At 33.5% G+C, this 19,038-nt stretch carries 16 protein-coding genes; 3 read left to right on the top strand and 13 right to left on the bottom strand.

Translation table 11 applies throughout. From position 1 onward, the window contains the following. Positions 1-14: 14 nt before the first annotated feature. The 9 genes from OS188_RS11160 to metG form a co-directional block, all read right to left on the bottom strand. On the bottom strand, positions 15-926 hold the full coding sequence (locus tag OS188_RS11160) for a DMT family transporter (protein ID WP_267148924.1): 912 nt from the start codon (positions 924-926) through the stop codon (positions 15-17). Between the two features lie 302 nt (positions 927-1,228). Next, positions 1,229-3,352, bottom strand: coding sequence for a Tex family protein (locus OS188_RS11155; RefSeq protein ID WP_416236538.1), 2,124 nt, complete (start codon positions 3,350-3,352; stop codon positions 1,229-1,231). A 124-nt stretch (positions 3,353-3,476) separates the two neighbouring features. Further along, on the bottom strand, positions 3,477-5,384 hold the full coding sequence (locus OS188_RS11150) for a S9 family peptidase (RefSeq protein WP_267148922.1): 1,908 nt from the start codon (positions 5,382-5,384) through the stop codon (positions 3,477-3,479). 237 nt (positions 5,385-5,621) lie between these two features. Then, positions 5,622-6,422: a copper resistance protein NlpE N-terminal domain-containing protein gene (locus tag OS188_RS11145; RefSeq protein WP_267148921.1), complete on the bottom strand. Its 801-nt coding sequence runs from the start codon at positions 6,420-6,422 to the stop codon at positions 5,622-5,624. 11 nt (positions 6,423-6,433) lie between these two features. Further along, the gene (locus OS188_RS11140; RefSeq protein WP_267148920.1) at positions 6,434-7,141 is read right to left on the bottom strand and encodes a YiaD family glycine zipper/OmpA-like lipoprotein; all 708 of its coding nucleotides are present in this window, start codon (positions 7,139-7,141) and stop codon (positions 6,434-6,436) included. Between the two features lies 1 nt (position 7,142). Then, positions 7,143-7,613 (bottom strand): lipocalin family protein, encoded by a 471-nt coding sequence (locus tag OS188_RS11135; protein WP_267148919.1) that lies wholly within the window; start codon positions 7,611-7,613, stop codon positions 7,143-7,145. A gap of 584 nt (positions 7,614-8,197) precedes the next feature. Then, positions 8,198-8,713, bottom strand: a complete 516-nt coding sequence (locus OS188_RS11130; protein WP_267148918.1) for a ferritin — start codon at positions 8,711-8,713, stop codon at positions 8,198-8,200. Positions 8,714-8,811: 98 nt separating this feature from the next. Continuing rightward, a complete protein-coding gene (locus OS188_RS11125; protein WP_267148917.1) occupies positions 8,812-9,444 on the bottom strand; it encodes a methyltransferase domain-containing protein in 633 nt (210 codons plus the stop codon). A 3-nt stretch (positions 9,445-9,447) separates the two neighbouring features. Next, positions 9,448-11,529 carry a methionine--tRNA ligase gene (gene metG / locus OS188_RS11120; RefSeq protein ID WP_267148916.1) on the bottom strand — a complete coding sequence of 694 codons (2,082 nt, stop codon included), beginning with the start codon at positions 11,527-11,529 and terminating at the stop codon, positions 9,448-9,450. Positions 11,530-11,601: 72 nt separating this feature from the next. Here metG and OS188_RS11115 point away from each other — a divergent pair, with 72 nt between their 5' ends. After that, a complete protein-coding gene (locus OS188_RS11115; protein ID WP_267148915.1) occupies positions 11,602-12,618 on the top strand; it encodes a S66 peptidase family protein in 1,017 nt (338 codons plus the stop codon). 21 nt (positions 12,619-12,639) lie between these two features. On the opposite strand, the gene OS188_RS11110 is transcribed toward OS188_RS11115, so the two are convergent. After that, positions 12,640-12,993: a hypothetical protein gene (locus tag OS188_RS11110; RefSeq protein WP_267148914.1), complete on the bottom strand. Its 354-nt coding sequence runs from the start codon at positions 12,991-12,993 to the stop codon at positions 12,640-12,642. Next, positions 12,990-13,286 carry a TFIIB-type zinc ribbon-containing protein gene (locus OS188_RS11105; RefSeq protein ID WP_267148913.1) on the bottom strand — a complete coding sequence of 99 codons (297 nt, stop codon included), beginning with the start codon at positions 13,284-13,286 and terminating at the stop codon, positions 12,990-12,992. The genes OS188_RS11110 and OS188_RS11105 overlap by 4 nt, the downstream gene beginning before the upstream one ends. Before the next feature lie 244 nt (positions 13,287-13,530). On the opposite strand from OS188_RS11105, the gene OS188_RS11100 reads away from it, so the two are divergent. Further along, positions 13,531-13,896 (top strand): YraN family protein, encoded by a 366-nt coding sequence (locus OS188_RS11100; RefSeq protein ID WP_267148912.1) that lies wholly within the window; start codon positions 13,531-13,533, stop codon positions 13,894-13,896. Here the strand turns inward: OS188_RS11100 and mfd are convergent. Next, positions 13,893-17,231 carry a transcription-repair coupling factor gene (gene mfd, locus OS188_RS11095; protein ID WP_267148911.1) on the bottom strand — a complete coding sequence of 1,113 codons (3,339 nt, stop codon included), beginning with the start codon at positions 17,229-17,231 and terminating at the stop codon, positions 13,893-13,895. The two genes, OS188_RS11100 and mfd, sit on opposite strands and share 4 nt — an antisense overlap. Before the next feature lie 228 nt (positions 17,232-17,459). Between mfd and OS188_RS11090 the strand changes: the two genes are divergently transcribed. Then, positions 17,460-17,891, top strand: coding sequence for a tellurite resistance TerB family protein (locus OS188_RS11090; protein ID WP_267148910.1), 432 nt, complete (start codon positions 17,460-17,462; stop codon positions 17,889-17,891). Between the two features lie 75 nt (positions 17,892-17,966). Here OS188_RS11090 and fbp read toward each other — a convergent pair whose 3' ends face one another. Beyond that, positions 17,967-18,971 carry a class 1 fructose-bisphosphatase gene (fbp, locus tag OS188_RS11085; protein WP_267148909.1) on the bottom strand — a complete coding sequence of 335 codons (1,005 nt, stop codon included), beginning with the start codon at positions 18,969-18,971 and terminating at the stop codon, positions 17,967-17,969. Positions 18,972-19,038: the final 67 nt, after the last annotated feature.

The following is a 19,038-nucleotide window of genomic DNA, read 5'->3' as shown; positions in this document are numbered from 1 at the left end:
TCAAAATTTAGAAATTAGATACGTTTTAAAACACGTTTTTTAACTGATTTCGTTGTAGACTGAAAAGCTGATAATATTTGTTTTTCGTAAAAAGTAATCCGAATTCCAAAAAGTAATACAAAACCACCAAAAACCATTTGTAGAGAAATAGCTTCGTCTATTAATAACCATGCTAAAATAGAAGCTAAAATACCTTGTCCCAATAAACTAACTGAAACTCTGGTAGCGCGCATATGCTGTGTTGCATAGCTAATTAATAACCAGGCTGCAAGCTGACAAACAGCAGCTTGAATAACTAATACCAACCAACCAGCATTTGAAAAACCGGAAAAGGGTTCGTTTATAGCGTAGCTTAAACCTCCTAAGTATATAGATGAAGCTGCCAAACTTATGGTCATAAAAGTAATAACATTCATTTTCTTTAAAACCTCTTTACTTAGTAGCATATAGACTGAGTATAGAACTCCTGATAGGATACCAAAACTAAACGCTAAGTCGAAATCAAGCGTTTTAAATACGGTAAAACCAACAAGCATCATCATCCCAAAAACAGCAACCATGGTACCAATCCAAAAGTTAGTTTTTGGTTTATCCTTTAAAAAGAACAAAGCTAAAACACCCACCCAAACTGGAGAGAGGTTCGTTAATAAAGATGCCTGAGTAGCGGTAGATTCTTGAATAGCAATATTCCAAACTGCGACATCACTACCAAAAACAACCCCGCAAATAATGGCTAAAATTGCCATTTTAAGACTGGGTACTTTAAATTGTTTTGATATTAAAACATAAGGTAATAACAACAACAAGGAAAACAACATTCTATAAAATGCTGATATCACTCCTGGAGTTAGGTTTAATTTAACCAAAATAGGGAATATAGAAATACAAACTATTCCAATAAACAACGCGATTCTTGCCTTTTTCATCTGAAAACTATTTAGCTTCTTAATTTGAAGCTGCAAATGTACGCCCTATTTCCAGATTTTGATGAGACTAAATTAACCAAGTATGATAAAATATTATCCAGTTTTATTAAAATATGTTGCCATCAATCAATAAAAAGTATTATGGATATAGTTTCAGTCGACAATATCTTTCTTTTTATATGAGGCTTTAGTCACAATTGAGAGTTTAGACTGGGTTTAATTTTTAGGATATATAATAATAAGTAATTAAACAGGTCTATGCTCTATAAGTTCCGAAAGCTTTCGGAACGATCTTAATCCTTTTACTTATGAAGCTTTAATTGAATGCGTTTTCGTGCTACATCTACTTCTAATACCTTAACAATTACTTGTTGATGTAGGCTTATATGCTCGTTTACATCGCTCACAAACCGATCTGCCAGATTAGAAATATGAATCAAGCCACTTTCTTTAATTCCTAGATCTACAAAAGCACCAAAGTTGGTAACATTGTTTACAATACCAGGAAGAAGTTGCCCTTCTTGTAAATCGGTTATAGATTTAATATTTTGATTAAATGTGAAGACTTTAGCCTGCTCACGAATATCTAATCCAGGTTTTTCTAATTCCTTGATAATATCCTGAAGTGTTGGTAAACCCACAGAATCTGTACAGTATTTTTTTAAGTCTAATTTTTGAAGTAGTGTAGAATTACCAATTAATTCTGAAATAGGCTTGTCTAAATCCTTTGCCATTTTTTCAACAATAACATAGCTTTCTGGATGTACAGCAGAATCATCTAACGGATTTTTAGCCTCTTTAATTCTCAAAAATGCAGCACCCTGTTCAAAAGCTTTTTCTCCAAGACGAGGTACTTTTTTAATAGCATTTCTAGATTTAAACACGCCGTTTTCAGCTCTGTAATTAAAAATATTTTCTGCTAGTTTTGGTCCAATTCCAGAAACATAACTCAATAAACTTGTGCTCGCTGTGTTAATGTTTACGCCTACTGCATTTACACAACTTTCTACAACGGTATCTAATTCGCTTTTAAGTTTTGTTTGGTCCACATCGTGCTGGTATTGTCCAACGCCAATAGATTTAGCCTCTATTTTAACTAATTCGGCTAACGGATCTTGTAAACGTCGTCCAATAGAAACAGCACCACGAACAGTTACATCATAATTTGGGAATTCGTCTCTAGCAATTTTTGAAGCCGAATAAATACTAGCTCCTGCTTCGCTGACTACAAATACCTGAATATCATTTTTAAAATGAATTTTTCTAATAAGCGCTTCGGTTTCTCTCGAGGCCGTTCCGTTTCCAATTGCAATGGCTTCAATTTGATAAGCTTCAGAAAGTGAACTTATTTTTTTCATGGCACCAAGGGAATCACTTTTTGGCGGATGCGGATAGATGGTTTCGTTGTGTTTTAAATTTCCTTGGGCATCTAAACACACAATTTTACAGCCAGTTCTAAATCCAGGATCAATGGCTAAAACACGTTTTTCACCTAAAGGGGATCCTAATAATAATTGTTTAAGGTTTTTAGCAAAGACATTTATGGCAGAAGCATCGGCTTTTTCTTTGGCATTCTGCAACGCCTCATTAGATAAGGATGGAAATAACAAACGCTTATAGGCATCTTGAATGGCTATTTCAATTTGTTTGGAACAGGCATTATTAGATCGAATAATCCGATCTTCAATTTTTGTCAAAGCCTTCTCCTGGTCTATCTCAATTTTCACTTTTATAAAGCCTTCTTTTTCAGCTCTTAAAATGGCTAATAATCTATGAGAAGGAATTCTATTTAAAGACTCTTCCCATTCAAAATAATCTCGAAATTTTTGTGCCTCTTCAGTCTCTTTTTTGGATTTAACTACTTTAGTAGAAATCATGGCGAAACGTTCTAATTGCATACGAATATTATTTCTAACATCTGTACGTTCATTTACCCATTCGGAAATAATATGGCGCGCACCTTCCAAAGCAGCTTTAACAGAAGCAATTTCTCCTTTTACGTATTTATAAGCAATAGATTCTATATCTGAAGCATTTTGGCTCATAATGATTTTAGCCAAAGGTTTCAAACCATTTTTTCTAGCAGTTTCAGCTTTGGTTTTTCTACTTTTTTTGAAGGGTAAATAAAGGTCCTCAAGTGTGGTTAAATCTTGAGTAGCTTCAATTTTTATTTTTAAGTCGTCTGTTAAAACTTCTTGTTCCTCCAGAGCCTTTAAAATGCTCGCTTTTCGTTTTTCTAGGGCTTCAAATTGTTCTTTGTATTTAACGATGTCTCCAATTTGAACTTCATCCAGATTACCTGTTCGTTCTTTTCGGTAACGCGAAATAAACGGAACCGTACAGGCTTCTTTTAATAATTCTACCGTGTTTTTTACAGAAACTTCTGGAAGTTGTGTTTGGGAAATGATGTAGGAAATCATCGACATGCTTAATATAATCTATAGGTTGAGCTACAAATATATGAAGATATTTGCGGTAAGACCTGTGATTTTTCTTGTGAATTGCGTAAAAGAATAAACCCCTTTTTTAGCTAAAAGGGGTTTGATGTTTTTATAAGGTTTCTTTTAACCATTTAAAGAATTCTGTTTGCCAGACAATGGCGTTTTGAGGCTGTAGAATCCAATGGTTTTCATCTGGAAAATAAAGTAATTTACTTTTTATATCTAAGAGTTGTGCTGCTTGAAATGCACTTAAGCCTTGCTCGATTGGCACGCGATAATCTTTTCCTCCCTGTATAATTAATATGGGAGTATCCCATTTAGCCACCCTAGTTATTGGATTGAATTCATTATAAGCTTTTTGAGCTGTTTTATTGTCTTTATCCCAATAGTTTCCACCCCAATCGTTGTTTACAAAAAACAATTCTTCGGTGGTGCCATACATTGTTCGGGTATCGAAAACGCCATCGTGAGAGATAAAAGTTTTAAAGCGTTTCTCATGGATTCCAGCTAAATAAAACACGGAATAACCACCAAAACTGGCACCAATAGCACCAAGTCTATCGTTGTCTACATAAGATTCTTTGGCAAGATTGTCAATGGCACTCAGGTAGTCGTCCATAACTTGTCCGCCCCAATCTTTACTTATATCTGCATTCCATTTAACGCCGTGTCCAGGCATACCTCTTCGGTTTGGAGCTACTATAATATATCCTTGCGAAGCCATAACTTGGAAGTTCCATCGATACGAATAAAATTGGGATAATGGCGATTGTGGACCACCTTGAGCGTATAATAACGTTGGATATTTTTTAGAAGCATCGAAGTTTGGAGGAAGGATAACCCAAACTAACATTTGTTTGTTATCTGTAGTAGTTACATAACGTTTTTCAATTTTTGGCATATCGATTTTACTATAGAAATCGGTATTAACGTTTGTAATCTGCTCAAAATCTTTCTTCTTTAAATCGAAACTAAACACTTCGGCAGCATGGTTCATATCGGTACGTGTAACAAGTAGGCTGTTGTTTAATTCTGCAACAATACTAGTCACATCAAAAGGACCTTCAGATAATTGAGTCACTAATGGCGCTATACGTTTTTTTCCAGGGTAATTAACCTCAAACAATTGAATAGTTCCATCTACAGGAGCCGTAAAGTAAATTTTCTTTCCATCTTTACTCCATTTAAAACTTCTTACGGTGCCATCCCATCGTGCAGTTAGGTTTTGTTCGATACCATTTTCTAGAACAATCAGATCGTTTTTATCACTTTCGTTACCTTCGGTTTTCATTTGTAACCATGCTAGAGCGCCTAAACTTGAAAATTCTGGGCTCATATCGTAACCACGATTTTTCTCTGTAATATTGGTAGTTGTTTTTGTGGCTAAATTGTACTTATAAATATCTGTATTGGTGCTGGTAGCGTAGGCTTTTCCTTTTAGTTTTTTACTTACGTAGTAAATACTCTTACTATCCGGAGCCCAGATATAATCTTCGTCGCCACCAAAAGGACGTTGCGGACTATAATATGGCTCGTTAGGCATAATATCTATAGCATCTGTATCTTCAGCATTGATTGCCTTATAGAAAACATGGTTGAATTTTCCGTCGTACCAAGTGTCCCAATGTCTGTTATCCAAATCTGTAAAAATATAGGCGTCAGATTTTTCTAAGTCTTTATACACATCTTTACTATGAATAGCTTCTATAGCAACTGCTTTATCGAACATTTTAAAACGACCATCAGGCGAGATGTTTTTATCTACAACCGCAACATCTTCTTTGGTTATTTCTACGGGAGCTCCTCCATTTACAGGGATTTTGTAGAATTTCGAGTCAAATCCGTTAGTTTCCATATTTGGAGTGGATACGCGATAAAAAAGTTGATTTCCTTGACTGTCTAGACCTAAAGCACTAAGGCGTTTTACTTGCCAAAGTAGTTCTGGAGTCATTTGTTGTTGACTTTGAGCAATGTGGACACTTAAGAAAAGGCTCAGAAAAAATGCAATTGTTCTCATGGATTTTAATTTAAATGAAAGACTTGTTTAAAATATTTTCTAATTGCAGAAAATTATCAATTCTCAAAGATAGGCATATATACTAATTTAGGATTGAGTTACTTTGAAAAATCAACTTGTTTTCTTGAGTAAAACTAAATTCTGTTAAATCTATTTCTTGGAGAAGTTAAAAATATAGCATTAAAAAACCCAAGCAACATACTTGGGTTTTAGTAAAAAGTTATTTTTACCTGTGTTTTATTCCATAATTTCAAAAACAGCTAAAGGAGCCATTTTTGCTTTATTAAGTGTCATTGTATTTCCGCTTAAAGAGAAGTTATCTACCGTATTAAGCACTTCCATAAATTGATTTTCAATTGTCATATCTGGACAAGCTTTCATGGTTGTAGCTACATTAGAAAGCTCTAACTGACTTCCGTTTTCTATTTTAAAAGAACCAGTAAAGGTATTACATCCGGCATCTCCAAAAACTCTATTTTCGTCTGTTGAGAAAGAAATAAAAGCTTCAGAAGCTGTAATATCTTTCCCCATAAGCTTTACTAATTTCCATTTAGTATCAGTGAATTCATTAGAGTTAGTAGACGCGCTTTGTTGTTTTTTCAAAATATATAGATCTGCTAGTTCTCCGGTAACTTTCTTTCCAGATTTATCTAATAAGGTTAGGGTGTTTTCACCTACAGCAAAACTAGTTTTATTCTCGTCTGATAATAAAATTGTTTGCCCATCTTCTAGCCATTTAAAATACCCACGACTAATAATATTTTTTTCTTCTTTTCCTAAATAGATATCTTTTAATTTAAAAGTTTGATCTTTATTAAGAGTGATGGTAACCTCAATACCTTCACAATCGGCACAAGGTAAAGTTCCGGTGTAGATGCCATTCCAGTCTAAAGCATTTTCGCTGGTATGCATATCTACTACTTCTTTATTTGGTTCTCCTGCGTCAGGTTCGACTTCTTTTTGTTTTTTATCATTCGAATTACAACTAGTAATCAATAAAAGTGCAATTGCAGAGAGTTCTAATAATCTGATTTTCATGTTAATTTATTTTAATTGTTAGCTTGATTTTGTGCTTGTTGTATCATTTCTTCGCTTGGTAAAATAGCTACATTTACACGTCTGTTTTTTGCACGGCCTTCAGCTGTGGAGTTATCATGCATAGGCTGTGTTTCTCCAAACCAATTTGTTGTTAGTCTACCATTACTTACCCCTGACGAAATTAGGTAATTAGTTACAGAATAAGCCCTTCTTTTAGAAAGCGTCATATTATACGCTTCTGCTCCAACACTATCTGTATGTCCTACGACCAAAATATTCGTATCTGGATATTCTTTAAATACATTTGCTAATTTATTTAAAGTTGTTTGAGAAGCACTATTAATATTGAATTTATCTGTAGCAAAATATACGCCACTATTTTCATCGAAGGTAACTACAATTCCATCGTCTACACGTTCTACCTGAGCTCCTGGAATTTCTTCTTCAATCTCTTGTGCTTGTTTGTCCATTTTATTTCCAATTAAAACGCCAGCACCACCGCCAACAACACCGCCAATAACAGCTCCAAGTTCGCCATTACCACCTTTCCCAATGTTATTTCCTAAAATAGCTCCTAAAACAGCACCTCCAGTAGCTCCAATAACGGCACCTTTTTGTTTGTTATTAGCGTTATCTACAGATTTACAGCTAGTAAAACTTATTAAAAAGATACTAGCAAGTGCTATTATTTTGTATGTATTTATATTTAAAGTCTTCATATTATTGTTTTGTAAAGTTCATATTTATTGTAAAAGGCTTATTGTCTACCATTACGGTTTGCTGCCACTGCATATTAGTGTCTGATAAAGCACTTAGTCTTAGTCTAAATCCCTGATTGGTTTCCGATTTCCCCTTTTTATTTGTTGGTTTTAAAAGGAAGTCATACAAGCCAGTTGTTTCATCTATTTCTTTGATAGTGAATACAAAATAACGCTCGCCCATAGTACAATCTAAATTAGTAATGGTATATAAACCCGTATTATTATTTGGTATAAATTGCCATTGGCTGCCTTCAAAGCAGGTTTTGGATTCATCGTTAAATAGGGTGATATTATAAGTTCCTGTTTCACTATAGTTAATTGAATTTAAGGTCCAATCGCCTTTAATAACTTTTTTAGAATCTCGAACAGTTTTAGATCCACCGCATGATAAAAGGCAGATACTAAATACTAAAAGAATAACATTTTTCATAAATTATTGTTTTTGTTGAATAATCAAAATTAAATAATGAAACGCTTTAAGATTGATGCTAAAGATTAAAATACTAATCTATTTACACGGATAATTACTCTATGTACGGAAACAAATGGATTATAGATGTTTGAAATTTCTTGCAAAGAGAACTTTATTTTGATCCCGTATATTTATAGATGATAAAAGATAAAAATTGCTGTTTTCTAAAAAAATAATTTTGATGAAATTTAAATAATACAAGTTGTAGGTTGATTTCATTTTTAGGTGTATCACAAAATAAAAAGGCGACCGTTTTTAAGGTCACCTTAATAAAAATATGTTTATAAAGTACTATGCTACATCTTGTAAAAGGTCGAAGCAAGGACATTTTTTACAGCGCTTACTTTCCTTTTTCTTGTATTTTTCGCAGCAACTACTTTTTACTTTATCGGCAATAATTATGCCAGATGCTTGCAGTTTTTTTAGAGCTTTTTTCTTCTCTTTTTTTTGTTTCTTTTTTCCCAAAACAAATACTAGGTATTAAGTAATGAGACAAAAGTAATTATTTTTAATGAATCTAAATAAACTAAAATGTTAAAAATTTAAACGTTATCGTTTGAAGCAGAGCTTATAGTAAGTTGTTGAATATCTCTGTCAAATAAATAAAGACCTCCTTTATCGTCTCCAATTAGGTTTATTTTATCTAGAATAGTTCTTGCCATTGCTTCTTCTTCAATCTGCTCGGCCACGTACCACTGTAAGAAATTATGAGTGGCATAATCCTTTTCTTGTAAACTAATATCTACTAAATTGTTAATGGATTCTGAAACGAAAATTTCATGTTCAAGTAGTTTTTCAAACATTTCTTTAAAAGACTTAAACTTGACATTTGGCTCGTTTAGATCCGAAATATGCGCATGACCACCACGTTCGTTTACAAATTTCACAAATTTAAGCATGTGATCTCTTTCTTCATCAGACTGTGCGTACATAAATCCAGCAATTCCTTCTAAACCTTTTACTTCTGCCCAACAAGCCATGGCCAAATATATTTGAGAAGATTCTGATTCAATCCTTATTTGATCGTTTAATACTTTTTCTATTGTTTTTGATAGCATAATTTTAATGTTTAATCAAAGCTAAGAAATCTTCCTAACATTTGGATGGTAAAGGGGGCTTATCCCTTAGTGGAATTGTAATTTAGAATGTTTTAAGATTACATTTTTTGGAATAAAGTATAAATATAAGGACGTTCGCCACCAAAAGGATTTATAAACGTATGATTAAAAGAATCTATCAATTTGAAATCTGTGCCTAAGGCGTCTTTTAGCATATCAAGATTATAGCGTTTTAAGTCTAGGCCACAACATTTTTCTGCACCATCTAGAGAAAAAACAGCAATCAAGACAAAACCACCTTTATTTACTATTTTTTTAATTAAATTAAAATATGCCGTTTGTTCTTCTTCTTTTAAGAAGAAATGAAGTACGGCTCTATCAATCCATAGATTGACGTTTTCGAGATTTTGTAATTCTGTGGGGTTTGTTAAATCGTCTGTAATTGTTGTTAACTGATAATTATGCGATTGTTTAATGCGGTTTTTTAGCTTTTGTAAGGCAAAGTCGCTCAAATCGTTTGCAATAAGGTTGGTATAACCTTCGTCTAAAAGAGTATCGATGAGGTTGGTAGTTCCAACTCCAACATTTAAAATTTTAGCATCTTTTTCAAGCTTACAAGCTTCTATAAGTTGCATGGTTGGCGCTGGGTTTTCTTCAAACCACCCCAACTGATTATCTTCTTTATCGTAAGCTTTGTTCCAATGAGATTTTAAGTCTTGAGAGTTTTCCATTTATTAGCTTATTTGCAATCCATTAGTAATATTCTCATCATCAGGATTTACAAAAACTAATTTTCCTTCAGAAGTTTCTGTCATTAAAATCATGCCTTGGCTTTCTACACCGCGAAGCTTTCTTGGAGCTAAATTTACTAAAACAGTCACTTTTTTACCAATTACTTCTTCTGGAGTAAAGCTTTCAGCAATTCCAGAAACAATGGTCCTTATATCGATTCCTGTATCTACTTTTAAGACTAAAAGCTTTTTAGTTTTTGGCATTTTTTCAGCTTCTAAAATAGTTCCAACTCTTAAATCTAATTTTGTGAAATCCTCAAAACTAATGGTGTCCTTTTCAGGATCAACTTTTTTATTAGCAGCTTCGTTTGCTTTCTTGGTAGCTAATAATTTATCAACTTGAGCTTGAACGGTTTCGTCTTCAATTTTTGAGAATAATAATTCAGCTTTTCCAATTTGGTGTCCTGTAGGAAGTAAAATATCTTTTGTAGAAACATCGTTCCAAGAAGTTTCAATAGTGTTTGATGTTGTTTTTAGAATAGCTTTTAATTTATTTGAAGTAAAGGGTAAAAATGGTTCGCTTAAAGTGGCTAAAGCCGACGCAATTTGAAGTGCCACAAACATAATGGTTTGGGTTCTGGCTTCGTCTTCTTTAACTACCTTCCAAGGTTCTTCGTCTGCTAAATATTTATTTCCCAATCTAGCTAAATTCATTAATTCTTGCCCAGCTTCTCTAAATCTATAACGCTCAATAGAACTAGAAATAACAGCTGGATAAGCTTTAACTGCAGCTAGGGTTTCATTATCCACTTGAGAAAAGTTGGATGGTTTCGGAACTATTCCGTTGTAATATTTATTGGTTAAGACTACCACACGGTTAATGAAATTTCCAAAAATAGCAACCAATTCGTTGTTGTTTCTTGCCTGAAAATCTTTCCATGTAAAGTCGTTGTCTTTTGTTTCTGGAGCATTTGCTGTTAAGGCATAGCGCAAAACATCTTGCTGATTCGGAAAATCTTCTAAATATTCTGGTAACCAAACCGCCCAGTTTTTAGAGGTTGAAAGTTTATTGCCTTCCAAGTTTAAAAACTCGTTTGCAGGAACGTTATCTGGTAAAATATAAGAGCCTTCAGCTTTTAACATAGCTGGAAAAATAATACAATGGAATACAATATTATCTTTTCCAATAAAATGAACTAGTTTGGTATTTTTATCCTTCCAGTAAGGTTCCCAATCTTTTCCTTCGCGTTCTGCCCATTCTTTGGTAGCAGAAATATAACCAATTGGCGCATCGAACCATACATAAAGCACTTTGCCTTCTGCATCTGGAAGAGGAACGGGAATTCCCCAATCTAAATCTCTAGTTACGGCTCTTGGACGTAAACCATCGTCGATCCAAGATTTTACTTGTCCGTAAACATTAGGTTTCCAATCTTTTTTATGACCTTTTAAAATCCATTCTTTTAAGAAATCTTCGTGTTTATCTAAAGGTAAAAACCAATGTTTTGTTTGTTTTAAGGTTGGAATGTTTCCGGTAATGGCCGACTTTGGATTGATTAAATCCGTGGCATTATGACTGGTACCACAAGCTTCACATTGGTCGCCATAACTTTCTTCGTTGCCACATTTAGGACAGGTTCCAACTACAAATCTGTCTGCTAAAAACTGATTGGCTTCTTCATCATATAACTGTTCGGTAATTTCTTCTGTAAACTCACCTTTTTCGTATAAACTTGTAAAAAATTCTGAAGCCGTATCATGATGTACTTTAGCTGTAGTTCTGGAATAATTATCTAAAGAAATGCCAAAATCCTCAAAAGACTTTTTAATAATGGCATGATATTTATCTACAATATCTTGAGGAGAAACGCCTTCTTTTTTCGCTTTAATAGTGATTGGAACACCATGCTCATCGCTTCCACAAATAAAAGCAACATCTTTTCCTATTAACCGTAAATAGCGGGCATAAATATCTGCTGGTACATAAACACCTGCCAAATGGCCAATATGAATGGGGCCATTAGTATAAGGTAAAGCAGCTGTTATGGTATATCTGTCTGCCGAAGGGGAAGAGTTTTTTGACATTATTTATATTTTTAAAGTGTACAAAAGTACGCATTTTAGAGGCGATTTAGAAAAAAAATGTACATTTACATTATGACAAAATTTACTTTTATATTAAGCTTGTTCTGCTTGGTTTTTTTCTTCGGAAAACAAAGGCTTTCAGCACAAGAACTTCAAACACAAAAAACACATACCTTGAAACAACCTCCATTTTTAAAAGCTGGCGATACAGTTGCCATTGTAGCACCTTCAGGAATTTTAAAAGGGCGAGCTAGTGAAATTCAGCAAGCTAAAAGCCTGCTTAAAAGTTGGGGATTGAACGTGGTAGTTGGAAAGCATGTTTTTAATCAGAATAATCACTTTGCTGGTACGGACGATGAGCGTTGCGAAGATTTCCAGGAAGCCATGGATAATTCCAGTATTAGCGCTATTTGGTGTGCAAGAGGAGGTTATGGAGCTGTAAGAATTTTAGATAAATTGGATTTTACCAAATTAAAAGAAAGGCCTAAATGGCTAATAGGTTATAGCGATATTACAGCTTTGCATAATCAGTTTCACAATGAAGGATTTGAAACTATTCATGCGCTTATGTGTACCAGTTTATCAGACGACCCGAATGACATAACAGAAACTATTGATACTTTTAAAAAGGCCATTTTTGGAGAGCCATTAAGTTATACATTAAAAGGGTCTGCCTATAATAAAACCGGAACTGTTTCAGCTCCTTTAGTAGGTGGAAACTTAACCATGCTTCATACCATGTTGGGTTCTAAAACAAGTATAGATACTAGTGGGAAAATTTTATTTATAGAAGAAATAGGTGAATATAAATATCATATAGACCGTATGTTACAAAGTTTAAAACGTGCCGGATATTTCGATGATTGTGCGGGACTTTTAGTTGGAGATATGAGCAAAATTAGAAAAAACACGACTGCCTGGGGTAGTTCTATAGAGCAGCTTATTTTAGATGCACTTGCTGATTATAATTTTCCAATAGCTTTTAATATGCCCGCAGGACACGAAAAAGATAATCGTGCCATGGTACTTGGAGAAACAATTAAAATGACTGTAGGGAAAGATGAATCGACCGTTGTTTTTGAACAATAAAACCTAAACTTTCTTCAAGTTTTAAAATAACTTTTTCTGAAATATAAAAAATAAGAAAGCCCCAAGAAAATAGAGAAACACGTCTATTAAATCTCCAGTATATCTAGAGTTTAATTGAGGCATAAGCCATTCAAAATAAATGGCATAATAAGTTGTCATAATTAAAATGATACTTAAAGGCACGTAAATAATATCAGATTTTTTTATAAAACGAAGAGCAGCCAAACTCAAACTTAATACTATGGGCATGCATAGAAAATCGTTTACATAAAAGTAAATCCATGAAGGGAGTGGTAAGGCTAATCTATTTGCTACATAAATAAATAAAGCGATTAAGCAGAAAGCTATAAGAATTGTGCTTTTTAGGATTTTCATGCAACTACAGCTGAAATTAACCAAGCAATAAACATGCCTATAGCCATAAATACAAGCCAAATAGAACGGATTATTTTCACTATAATACGTACTAAAAGAAATCGGTGATTACTATATTTTTCAAAGAAAGATTCTTTTTTTTCTTTGGAGGCCATCTCTCTTTGACGTTGTTCTTCCTCTTTCTTTAAAGCAAGTTCACGTCTAATTTTATAGGAAAGAACAGTGTTGCATTTTTCGCAATAATCTCTATCTGTATTATAAACACCACAATTGGGACATTTAATAGTAGCCATTTTATACCTGCTTTATTTAAAATGTAAAAGTACTACTTATTGTAGGATTTACTTTTTCAATTTGAAATAATCATTTGGCTGTTGTAAAATGGAGGGGAGTTGGTTATCTTTAGCCTGAAAATGAAATATTTAAAATGAATTTTTATTTCATAAATAGGTTAATTAGAAAGTAAGGATGAGATTCTCGCTTTCGTAAATAGATTAATTAGAAAGTAAGGATAAGATTCCTGCTTTCGCAGGAATTATGGCATATCATAACGAACTTGGAGAATGGGGCGAAGAATTTGCAGCCAATTATCTTTTAACAAAGGGATATGAAATTTTAGAGCGAAACTATTTTTACGATCGTGCCGAAGTTGACATTATTGCCTCGCCCAAAGAAAGAGACAGCATTGTTTGCGTGGAAGTGAAAACGAGAAATTCTGATGTCTTTGGAGACCCACAGAGTTTTGTGACACAAGGAAAAATCAAGCTTCTTGTAAAAGCCATGGATACTTATATGGTAACAAACAACATTACTTTAGAAGTGCGTTTTGATATTATTGCAATTATAAAGAACAAGTCTAAAGAAGAACTTACGCACTATAAAGATGCTTTCTATTACTTCTAATTCACAATAGGTTTTAAAACAGTTAAAGCCTGTTCTACGGTTTTAATTTTATCAAACGTAAGCAATAAACGCAAGCCTTTTCTGGTTTCTTTTTCCTTCATTTTACAAGCTGTAGGATGTGCTTGAACATACTGTAAAACCTTAGTGAAATTTGCACTTTGGTAATAAGCACTCTGTTGGTCTGTTATAAAATAACCAATTAATTTCCCTTGTTTCATCACCACTTTTTCAAGTCCTATTTTAGTAGCAACCCATTTAATTCGAACACTATTAAATAAATCTACTACCTGGGTTGGTAACTCCCCAAAACGATCTACAATCTCCGATTCAAATTTTTGAAACTCTTCTTCGGTTTTAATATTATTTAGTTGAGTATATAGGTTTAATCGTTCAGAAATATTATTGACATAATCGTCTGGGAAAAGCATTTCTAAATCGGAATCTATGGTCACATCTTTTACATACTCTTTTTCTTTGCCATCGTCTTCATATAAATCTTTGAATTCATTTTCTTTAAGTTCCTCGATGGCTTCACTTAGTATTTTCTGATAGGTGTCAAACCCTATATCGTTAATAAACCCACTTTGTTCCCCACCTAATAAATCGCCGGCACCACGAATTTCTAGATCTTTCATGGCAATGTTCAGTCCACTACCAAGTTCAGAAAATTGCTCTAAAGCTGTAATTCTTTTTCTGGCATCTTCGGTCATGGCAGAATAATCTGGAGTTATAAAATAGCAAAATGCCTTCTTGTTACTTCGTCCTACACGACCACGCATTTGGTGTAAATCGCTTAATCCAAAATTATTGGCATTATTAATAAAAATGGTATTTGCATTTGGAACATCTAAGCCACTTTCTACAATGGTTGTACTTATTAGTACGTCAAATTCCCCATTAATAAAGGCCAGCATAAGTTGTTCTAGTTTCTTTCCATCCATTTGTCCATGCCCAATTCCAATTTTCGCGTCAGGTACTAAGCGTTGAATCATACCAGCTACTTCCTTGATGTTTTCGATCCGGTTATGAATAAAAAACACTTGTCCGCCACGTTGAATTTCATAAGTAATAGCATCTCTAATCGTTTCTTCGCTAAAGCGAATTACATGACTTTCTATAGGATAACGATTTGGAGGAGGTGTGGTTATAACAGACAAATCTCGAGCCGCCATTAAACTAAACTGAAGAGTTCTAGGTATTGGAGTAGCCGTTAAGGTAAGCACATCCACATGTTCTTTAAGTGTTCTTAGTTTTTCTTTGACAGCAACTCCAAACTTCTGCTCTTCGTCCACAATCAATAAACCTAAATCTTTAAACTTGACATTTTTGTTTACCAATTGATGGGTGCCAATAATAATATCTACAGAACCATTTTCTAAGCCTTCTAAAGTGGTTCTTTTTTCCTTAGCCGTTCTAAAACGATTAATGTATTCTACAGTTACTGGAAAATCTTTTAATCGCTCTTTAAAAGTTCTAGAATGTTGGTAAGCTAATATAGTTGTTGGCACTAAAACAGCTACTTGCTTGCCGTTATCTACAGCTTTAAAAGCAGCTCGAATAGCAACCTCGGTTTTACCAAAGCCAACATCACCACAAACCAATCTGTCCATAGGTCTTTCGCTTTCCATATCTGTTTTAATATCGGTAGTAGCAGTAATTTGATCTGGGGTATCTTCGTAAATAAAAGAAGATTCCAACTCCAATTGCATGGTGCTATCTGGATGATATTGATAACCTTTTTCCAGTTTGCGTTTGGCATAAACCTGAATCAGGTTAAAGGCTATTTCCTTAACTCTTGTTTTGGTTTTTTGTTTTAAGTTTTTCCAGGCCGCAGACCCTAATTTATAGACTTTAGGAGGTTTACCATCTTTTCCATTAAACTTGGTGATTTTATGAAGAGAGTGAATACTTAAATAAAGAATATCGCGCTCGCCATAAACTAATTTAATGGCTTCTTGTTTTTTGCCTTCAACATCAATTTTTTGTAAACCACCAAACCTTCCAATTCCATGGTCTATATGAGTTACATAATCGCCAATTTCAAGATTTGTAAGTTCCTTTAAGGTAATAGCTTGCTTTTTAGCATAGCCATTTTTTAAGTGAAACTTATGGTAACGCTCAAAAATCTGATGATCCGTATAACAGCAAATTTTATTGTCTTTATCTACAAAGCCTTGGTACAGAGATAGAACTATGGTTTTATAATGAACTTCCTCTTCTGCATCTTCAAAAATATCATGAAAACGTTTGGCTTGTTGCTCGCTTACACAAGCAATATAATTAGTGAAACCTTTCTCATGATTGTTGTTTAGATTCTCAATTAAAAGATTAAACTGTTTGTTAAAAGCTGGTTGGGGTGAGGTGTTGAAAGCAATTGTGCTATCGTTATTAAAAATATTTTGAGTCCCAAATTCTACTATGGTAAAATCCAATAACTGCTTTTTTAATAGGGCTGAATTACAGAATAACTCCTCAGGTTCTGCATGTTTTAACTCTGAAGTTAAGTTTTTAAAGGCCTCTTCAGCTTTCTCAAAAAAATCGTCGATTCTCGAGAACATCAAATCACTATTTTTAGTAAAAACTACTGTTTTAGAAGCTATATAATCTAAGAAACTCTGGCGTTTTTCTTCAATTAGTTTATTAGCAACATTAGGAATGATACTTATTTTTTTTATTTGATCTGTAGAAAGTTGCGTTTCTACATCAAAGGTTCTAATGCTGTCTACTTCATCTCCAAAAAATTCAATTCTGTAAGGTTCGTCATGACTGAATGAAAATACATCCACAATTCCACCTCTTACCGAAAATTCTCCCGGTTCTGTGACAAAATCTACACGCTTAAATTTGTATTCAAATAAAACTTCATTTACAAAATCTATAGACAAATTATCGCTTATAGAAACCTTTAAAGTATTGCGTTCTAATTCTTTTCTTGTGACTACTTTTTCAAATAAAGCATCTGGATAAGTCACTATTACAGCTGGTTTTTTTCGAGAGTTTATCCGGTTTAAAACTTCAGCTCTTAAAAGTACATTGGCATTGTCTGTTTCTTCAATTTGATAAGGTCTTCTGTAGCTTCCTGGATAGAAAAGAACATCTTTATCGTTGAGTAAACTTTCTAAATCGTTGAGGTAAAAGGCAGCTTCTTCTTTATCGTTAAAAACAAGTAAAAAAGGTTTGTCTGTTTGTTTAAATGTTTCGGTTAAAACAAAAGATAGAGAAGAGCCTACAAGACCTTTTAAATGTGTTTTACTTTGATTTTTGGAAATAGCAGTTTGCAGATTTTGCGTTTGCAGAGCCTGTGCATATGTTTGCGAGAGGTTATTTTTACCCAAGACAATTTATTTTTGGTAAAGATAATGTTTCATTTTTTTTAGTTGAACAACTATTGTGTTTTTGTGATTTTTTTATGTGAAAATGCTGATAAAAAATATATTTACTACTTAGAAGTTAAATTTTTAGGATGAATAAAGTGTAATTAAAAAAGATTTTTTTAGTTTTATTAAGGATATTCTTTAACTATATTTGCAGCTCAATCATCAGAGATTTAAAATAAAAAATATATGTCATTTTCAGATTTATTTGATAGCGGATTTAAACAACGTAACGCAGACCATTTTGCATCTATAGTTAGAGTAGCAATGGACGATGGAATTATTACAGAGCAAGAAAAAGCGTTTTTAGACCGTTTGGCTCATAACTTAGATATTAATGATTCGGAATACAGAACTATATTAAAAGATTACCAATCGCACCCTATAAACCCTCCAACTTCATACGATAGACGTTTGGAACGTTTATACGATTTGGCTCGTATGGTTTATGTAGATCATATTAAAGGTGATAGCGAAATGATAGTGTTAAAAAAGATTGCTGTTGGCTTAGGTTTTTCCCCAGACAACGTAAAATACATTGTAGACAAAGCTTTAGTTTTAGTAAGCAATGGTGTTGATATTGATACTTTTACAGAGGAAATGAAAAACATGAATAGATAATTATTCAATATTATAAGATGAAAAAAGCGAGTTGTAAATAATAACTCGCTTTTTTATGTCTTCTAATGAGGTTTATTAGGCATTTCGCATAAATTCTTCTGCTTTTTCAACCATGTTTTTGCTTCCACAAATAAAGGGAACGCGTTGATGCAATTCGGTTGGTTCAATATCCATAATTCTAGTAAATCCATCACTTGCTTTCCCATCGGCTTGTTCTGCTAAAAATGCCATTGGGTTACATTCGTATAGTAAACGCAGTTTTCCATTAGAGTTTTTTGAACTTTTTGGATATAAGTAAATACCTCCTTTTATCATGTTTCTATGAAAATCTGAAACTAAAGAACCTATATATCTACTAGTATACGGTCTGTCTCCTTCTTCCATTTGGCAATATTTAATATAGTTTTTTACACCTTGAGGAAAATGAATATAATTTCCTTCATTTACAGAATAAATATGTCCATCTTTTGGAAAGGTCATTTTAGGGTGCGATAAATAAAAGGTTCCAATAGCAGGATTTAAGGTAAAGCCGTTAACGCCATCTCCAGTTGTGTAAACCAACATAGTAGAGGTGCCATAAACAATATAGCCGGCTGCTACTTGTTTGTTTCCTTTTTGAAGAAAATCGTCTATGGTTACCGGACCACCAACCGGAGAAACTCTTCTAAAAACCGAAAAAATAGTTCCTACAGAGACATTAACATCTATGTTAGACGAGCCATCTAATGGATCCATTAGTACCACATATTTGTTTTGATTGTTTTCGTCCTGACTGTTAATGCTAATAAAGCTATCCTCTTCCTCACTTGCTATTCCGCAAACAATATTTCTGTTTTTTAAAGTTTGGATAAATTTTTCGTTGGCATAAACATCTAGTTTTTGTTGATCTTCACCTTGAATATTGGTGTCTCCAACAGCACCAATAATATCAACTAAACCTGCTTTATTTACTTCGTGATTAACTACTTTTGCAGCTAAGCGTATGGAGTTAATAAGTCGGGATAGCTCACCGGAGGTGTATTTAAAAGACGACTGATTTTCAATAATAAACTCTCCTAAAGTTTGGTTTTTTCTAGACATGAAGTTCTAATGTGTTGTTTGTGGTGCAAATATCGTACTTTTTAGCAAACTACAGCACGTTCCAAAT

The organism is Xanthomarina sp. F1114 (genome assembly GCF_026410255.1).
Lineage (GTDB): Bacteria > Bacteroidota > Bacteroidia > Flavobacteriales > Flavobacteriaceae > Xanthomarina.
Note: the sequence above shows the minus strand (reverse complement) of the source record. Positions and strands in the feature narration are given on the sequence as shown.

Bases quoted from the DNA above. Each gene is read 5' to 3' on its own strand.
- OS188_RS11160 (WP_267148924.1), bottom strand. From the start codon at position 926: ATGAAAAAGGCAAGAATCGCGTTGTTTATTGGAATAGTTTGTATTTCT.
- OS188_RS11155 (WP_416236538.1), bottom strand. From the start codon at position 3,352: ATGTCGATGATTTCCTACATCATTTCCCAAACACAACTTCCAGAAGTT.
- OS188_RS11150 (WP_267148922.1), bottom strand. From the start codon at position 5,384: ATGAGAACAATTGCATTTTTTCTGAGCCTTTTCTTAAGTGTCCACATT.
- OS188_RS11145 (WP_267148921.1), bottom strand. From the start codon at position 6,422: ATGAAAATCAGATTATTAGAACTCTCTGCAATTGCACTTTTATTGATT.
- OS188_RS11140 (WP_267148920.1), bottom strand. From the start codon at position 7,141: ATGAAGACTTTAAATATAAATACATACAAAATAATAGCACTTGCTAGT.
- OS188_RS11135 (WP_267148919.1), bottom strand. From the start codon at position 7,613: ATGAAAAATGTTATTCTTTTAGTATTTAGTATCTGCCTTTTATCATGC.
- OS188_RS11130 (WP_267148918.1), bottom strand. From the start codon at position 8,713: ATGCTATCAAAAACAATAGAAAAAGTATTAAACGATCAAATAAGGATT.
- OS188_RS11125 (WP_267148917.1), bottom strand. From the start codon at position 9,444: ATGGAAAACTCTCAAGACTTAAAATCTCATTGGAACAAAGCTTACGAT.
- metG (WP_267148916.1), bottom strand. From the start codon at position 11,529: ATGTCAAAAAACTCTTCCCCTTCGGCAGACAGATATACCATAACAGCT.
- OS188_RS11115 (WP_267148915.1), top strand. From the start codon at position 11,602: ATGACAAAATTTACTTTTATATTAAGCTTGTTCTGCTTGGTTTTTTTC.
- OS188_RS11110 (WP_267148914.1), bottom strand. From the start codon at position 12,993: ATGAAAATCCTAAAAAGCACAATTCTTATAGCTTTCTGCTTAATCGCT.
- OS188_RS11105 (WP_267148913.1), bottom strand. From the start codon at position 13,286: ATGGCTACTATTAAATGTCCCAATTGTGGTGTTTATAATACAGATAGA.
- OS188_RS11100 (WP_267148912.1), top strand. From the start codon at position 13,531: ATGGCATATCATAACGAACTTGGAGAATGGGGCGAAGAATTTGCAGCC.
- OS188_RS11090 (WP_267148910.1), top strand. From the start codon at position 17,460: ATGTCATTTTCAGATTTATTTGATAGCGGATTTAAACAACGTAACGCA.
- fbp (WP_267148909.1), bottom strand. From the start codon at position 18,971: ATGTCTAGAAAAAACCAAACTTTAGGAGAGTTTATTATTGAAAATCAG.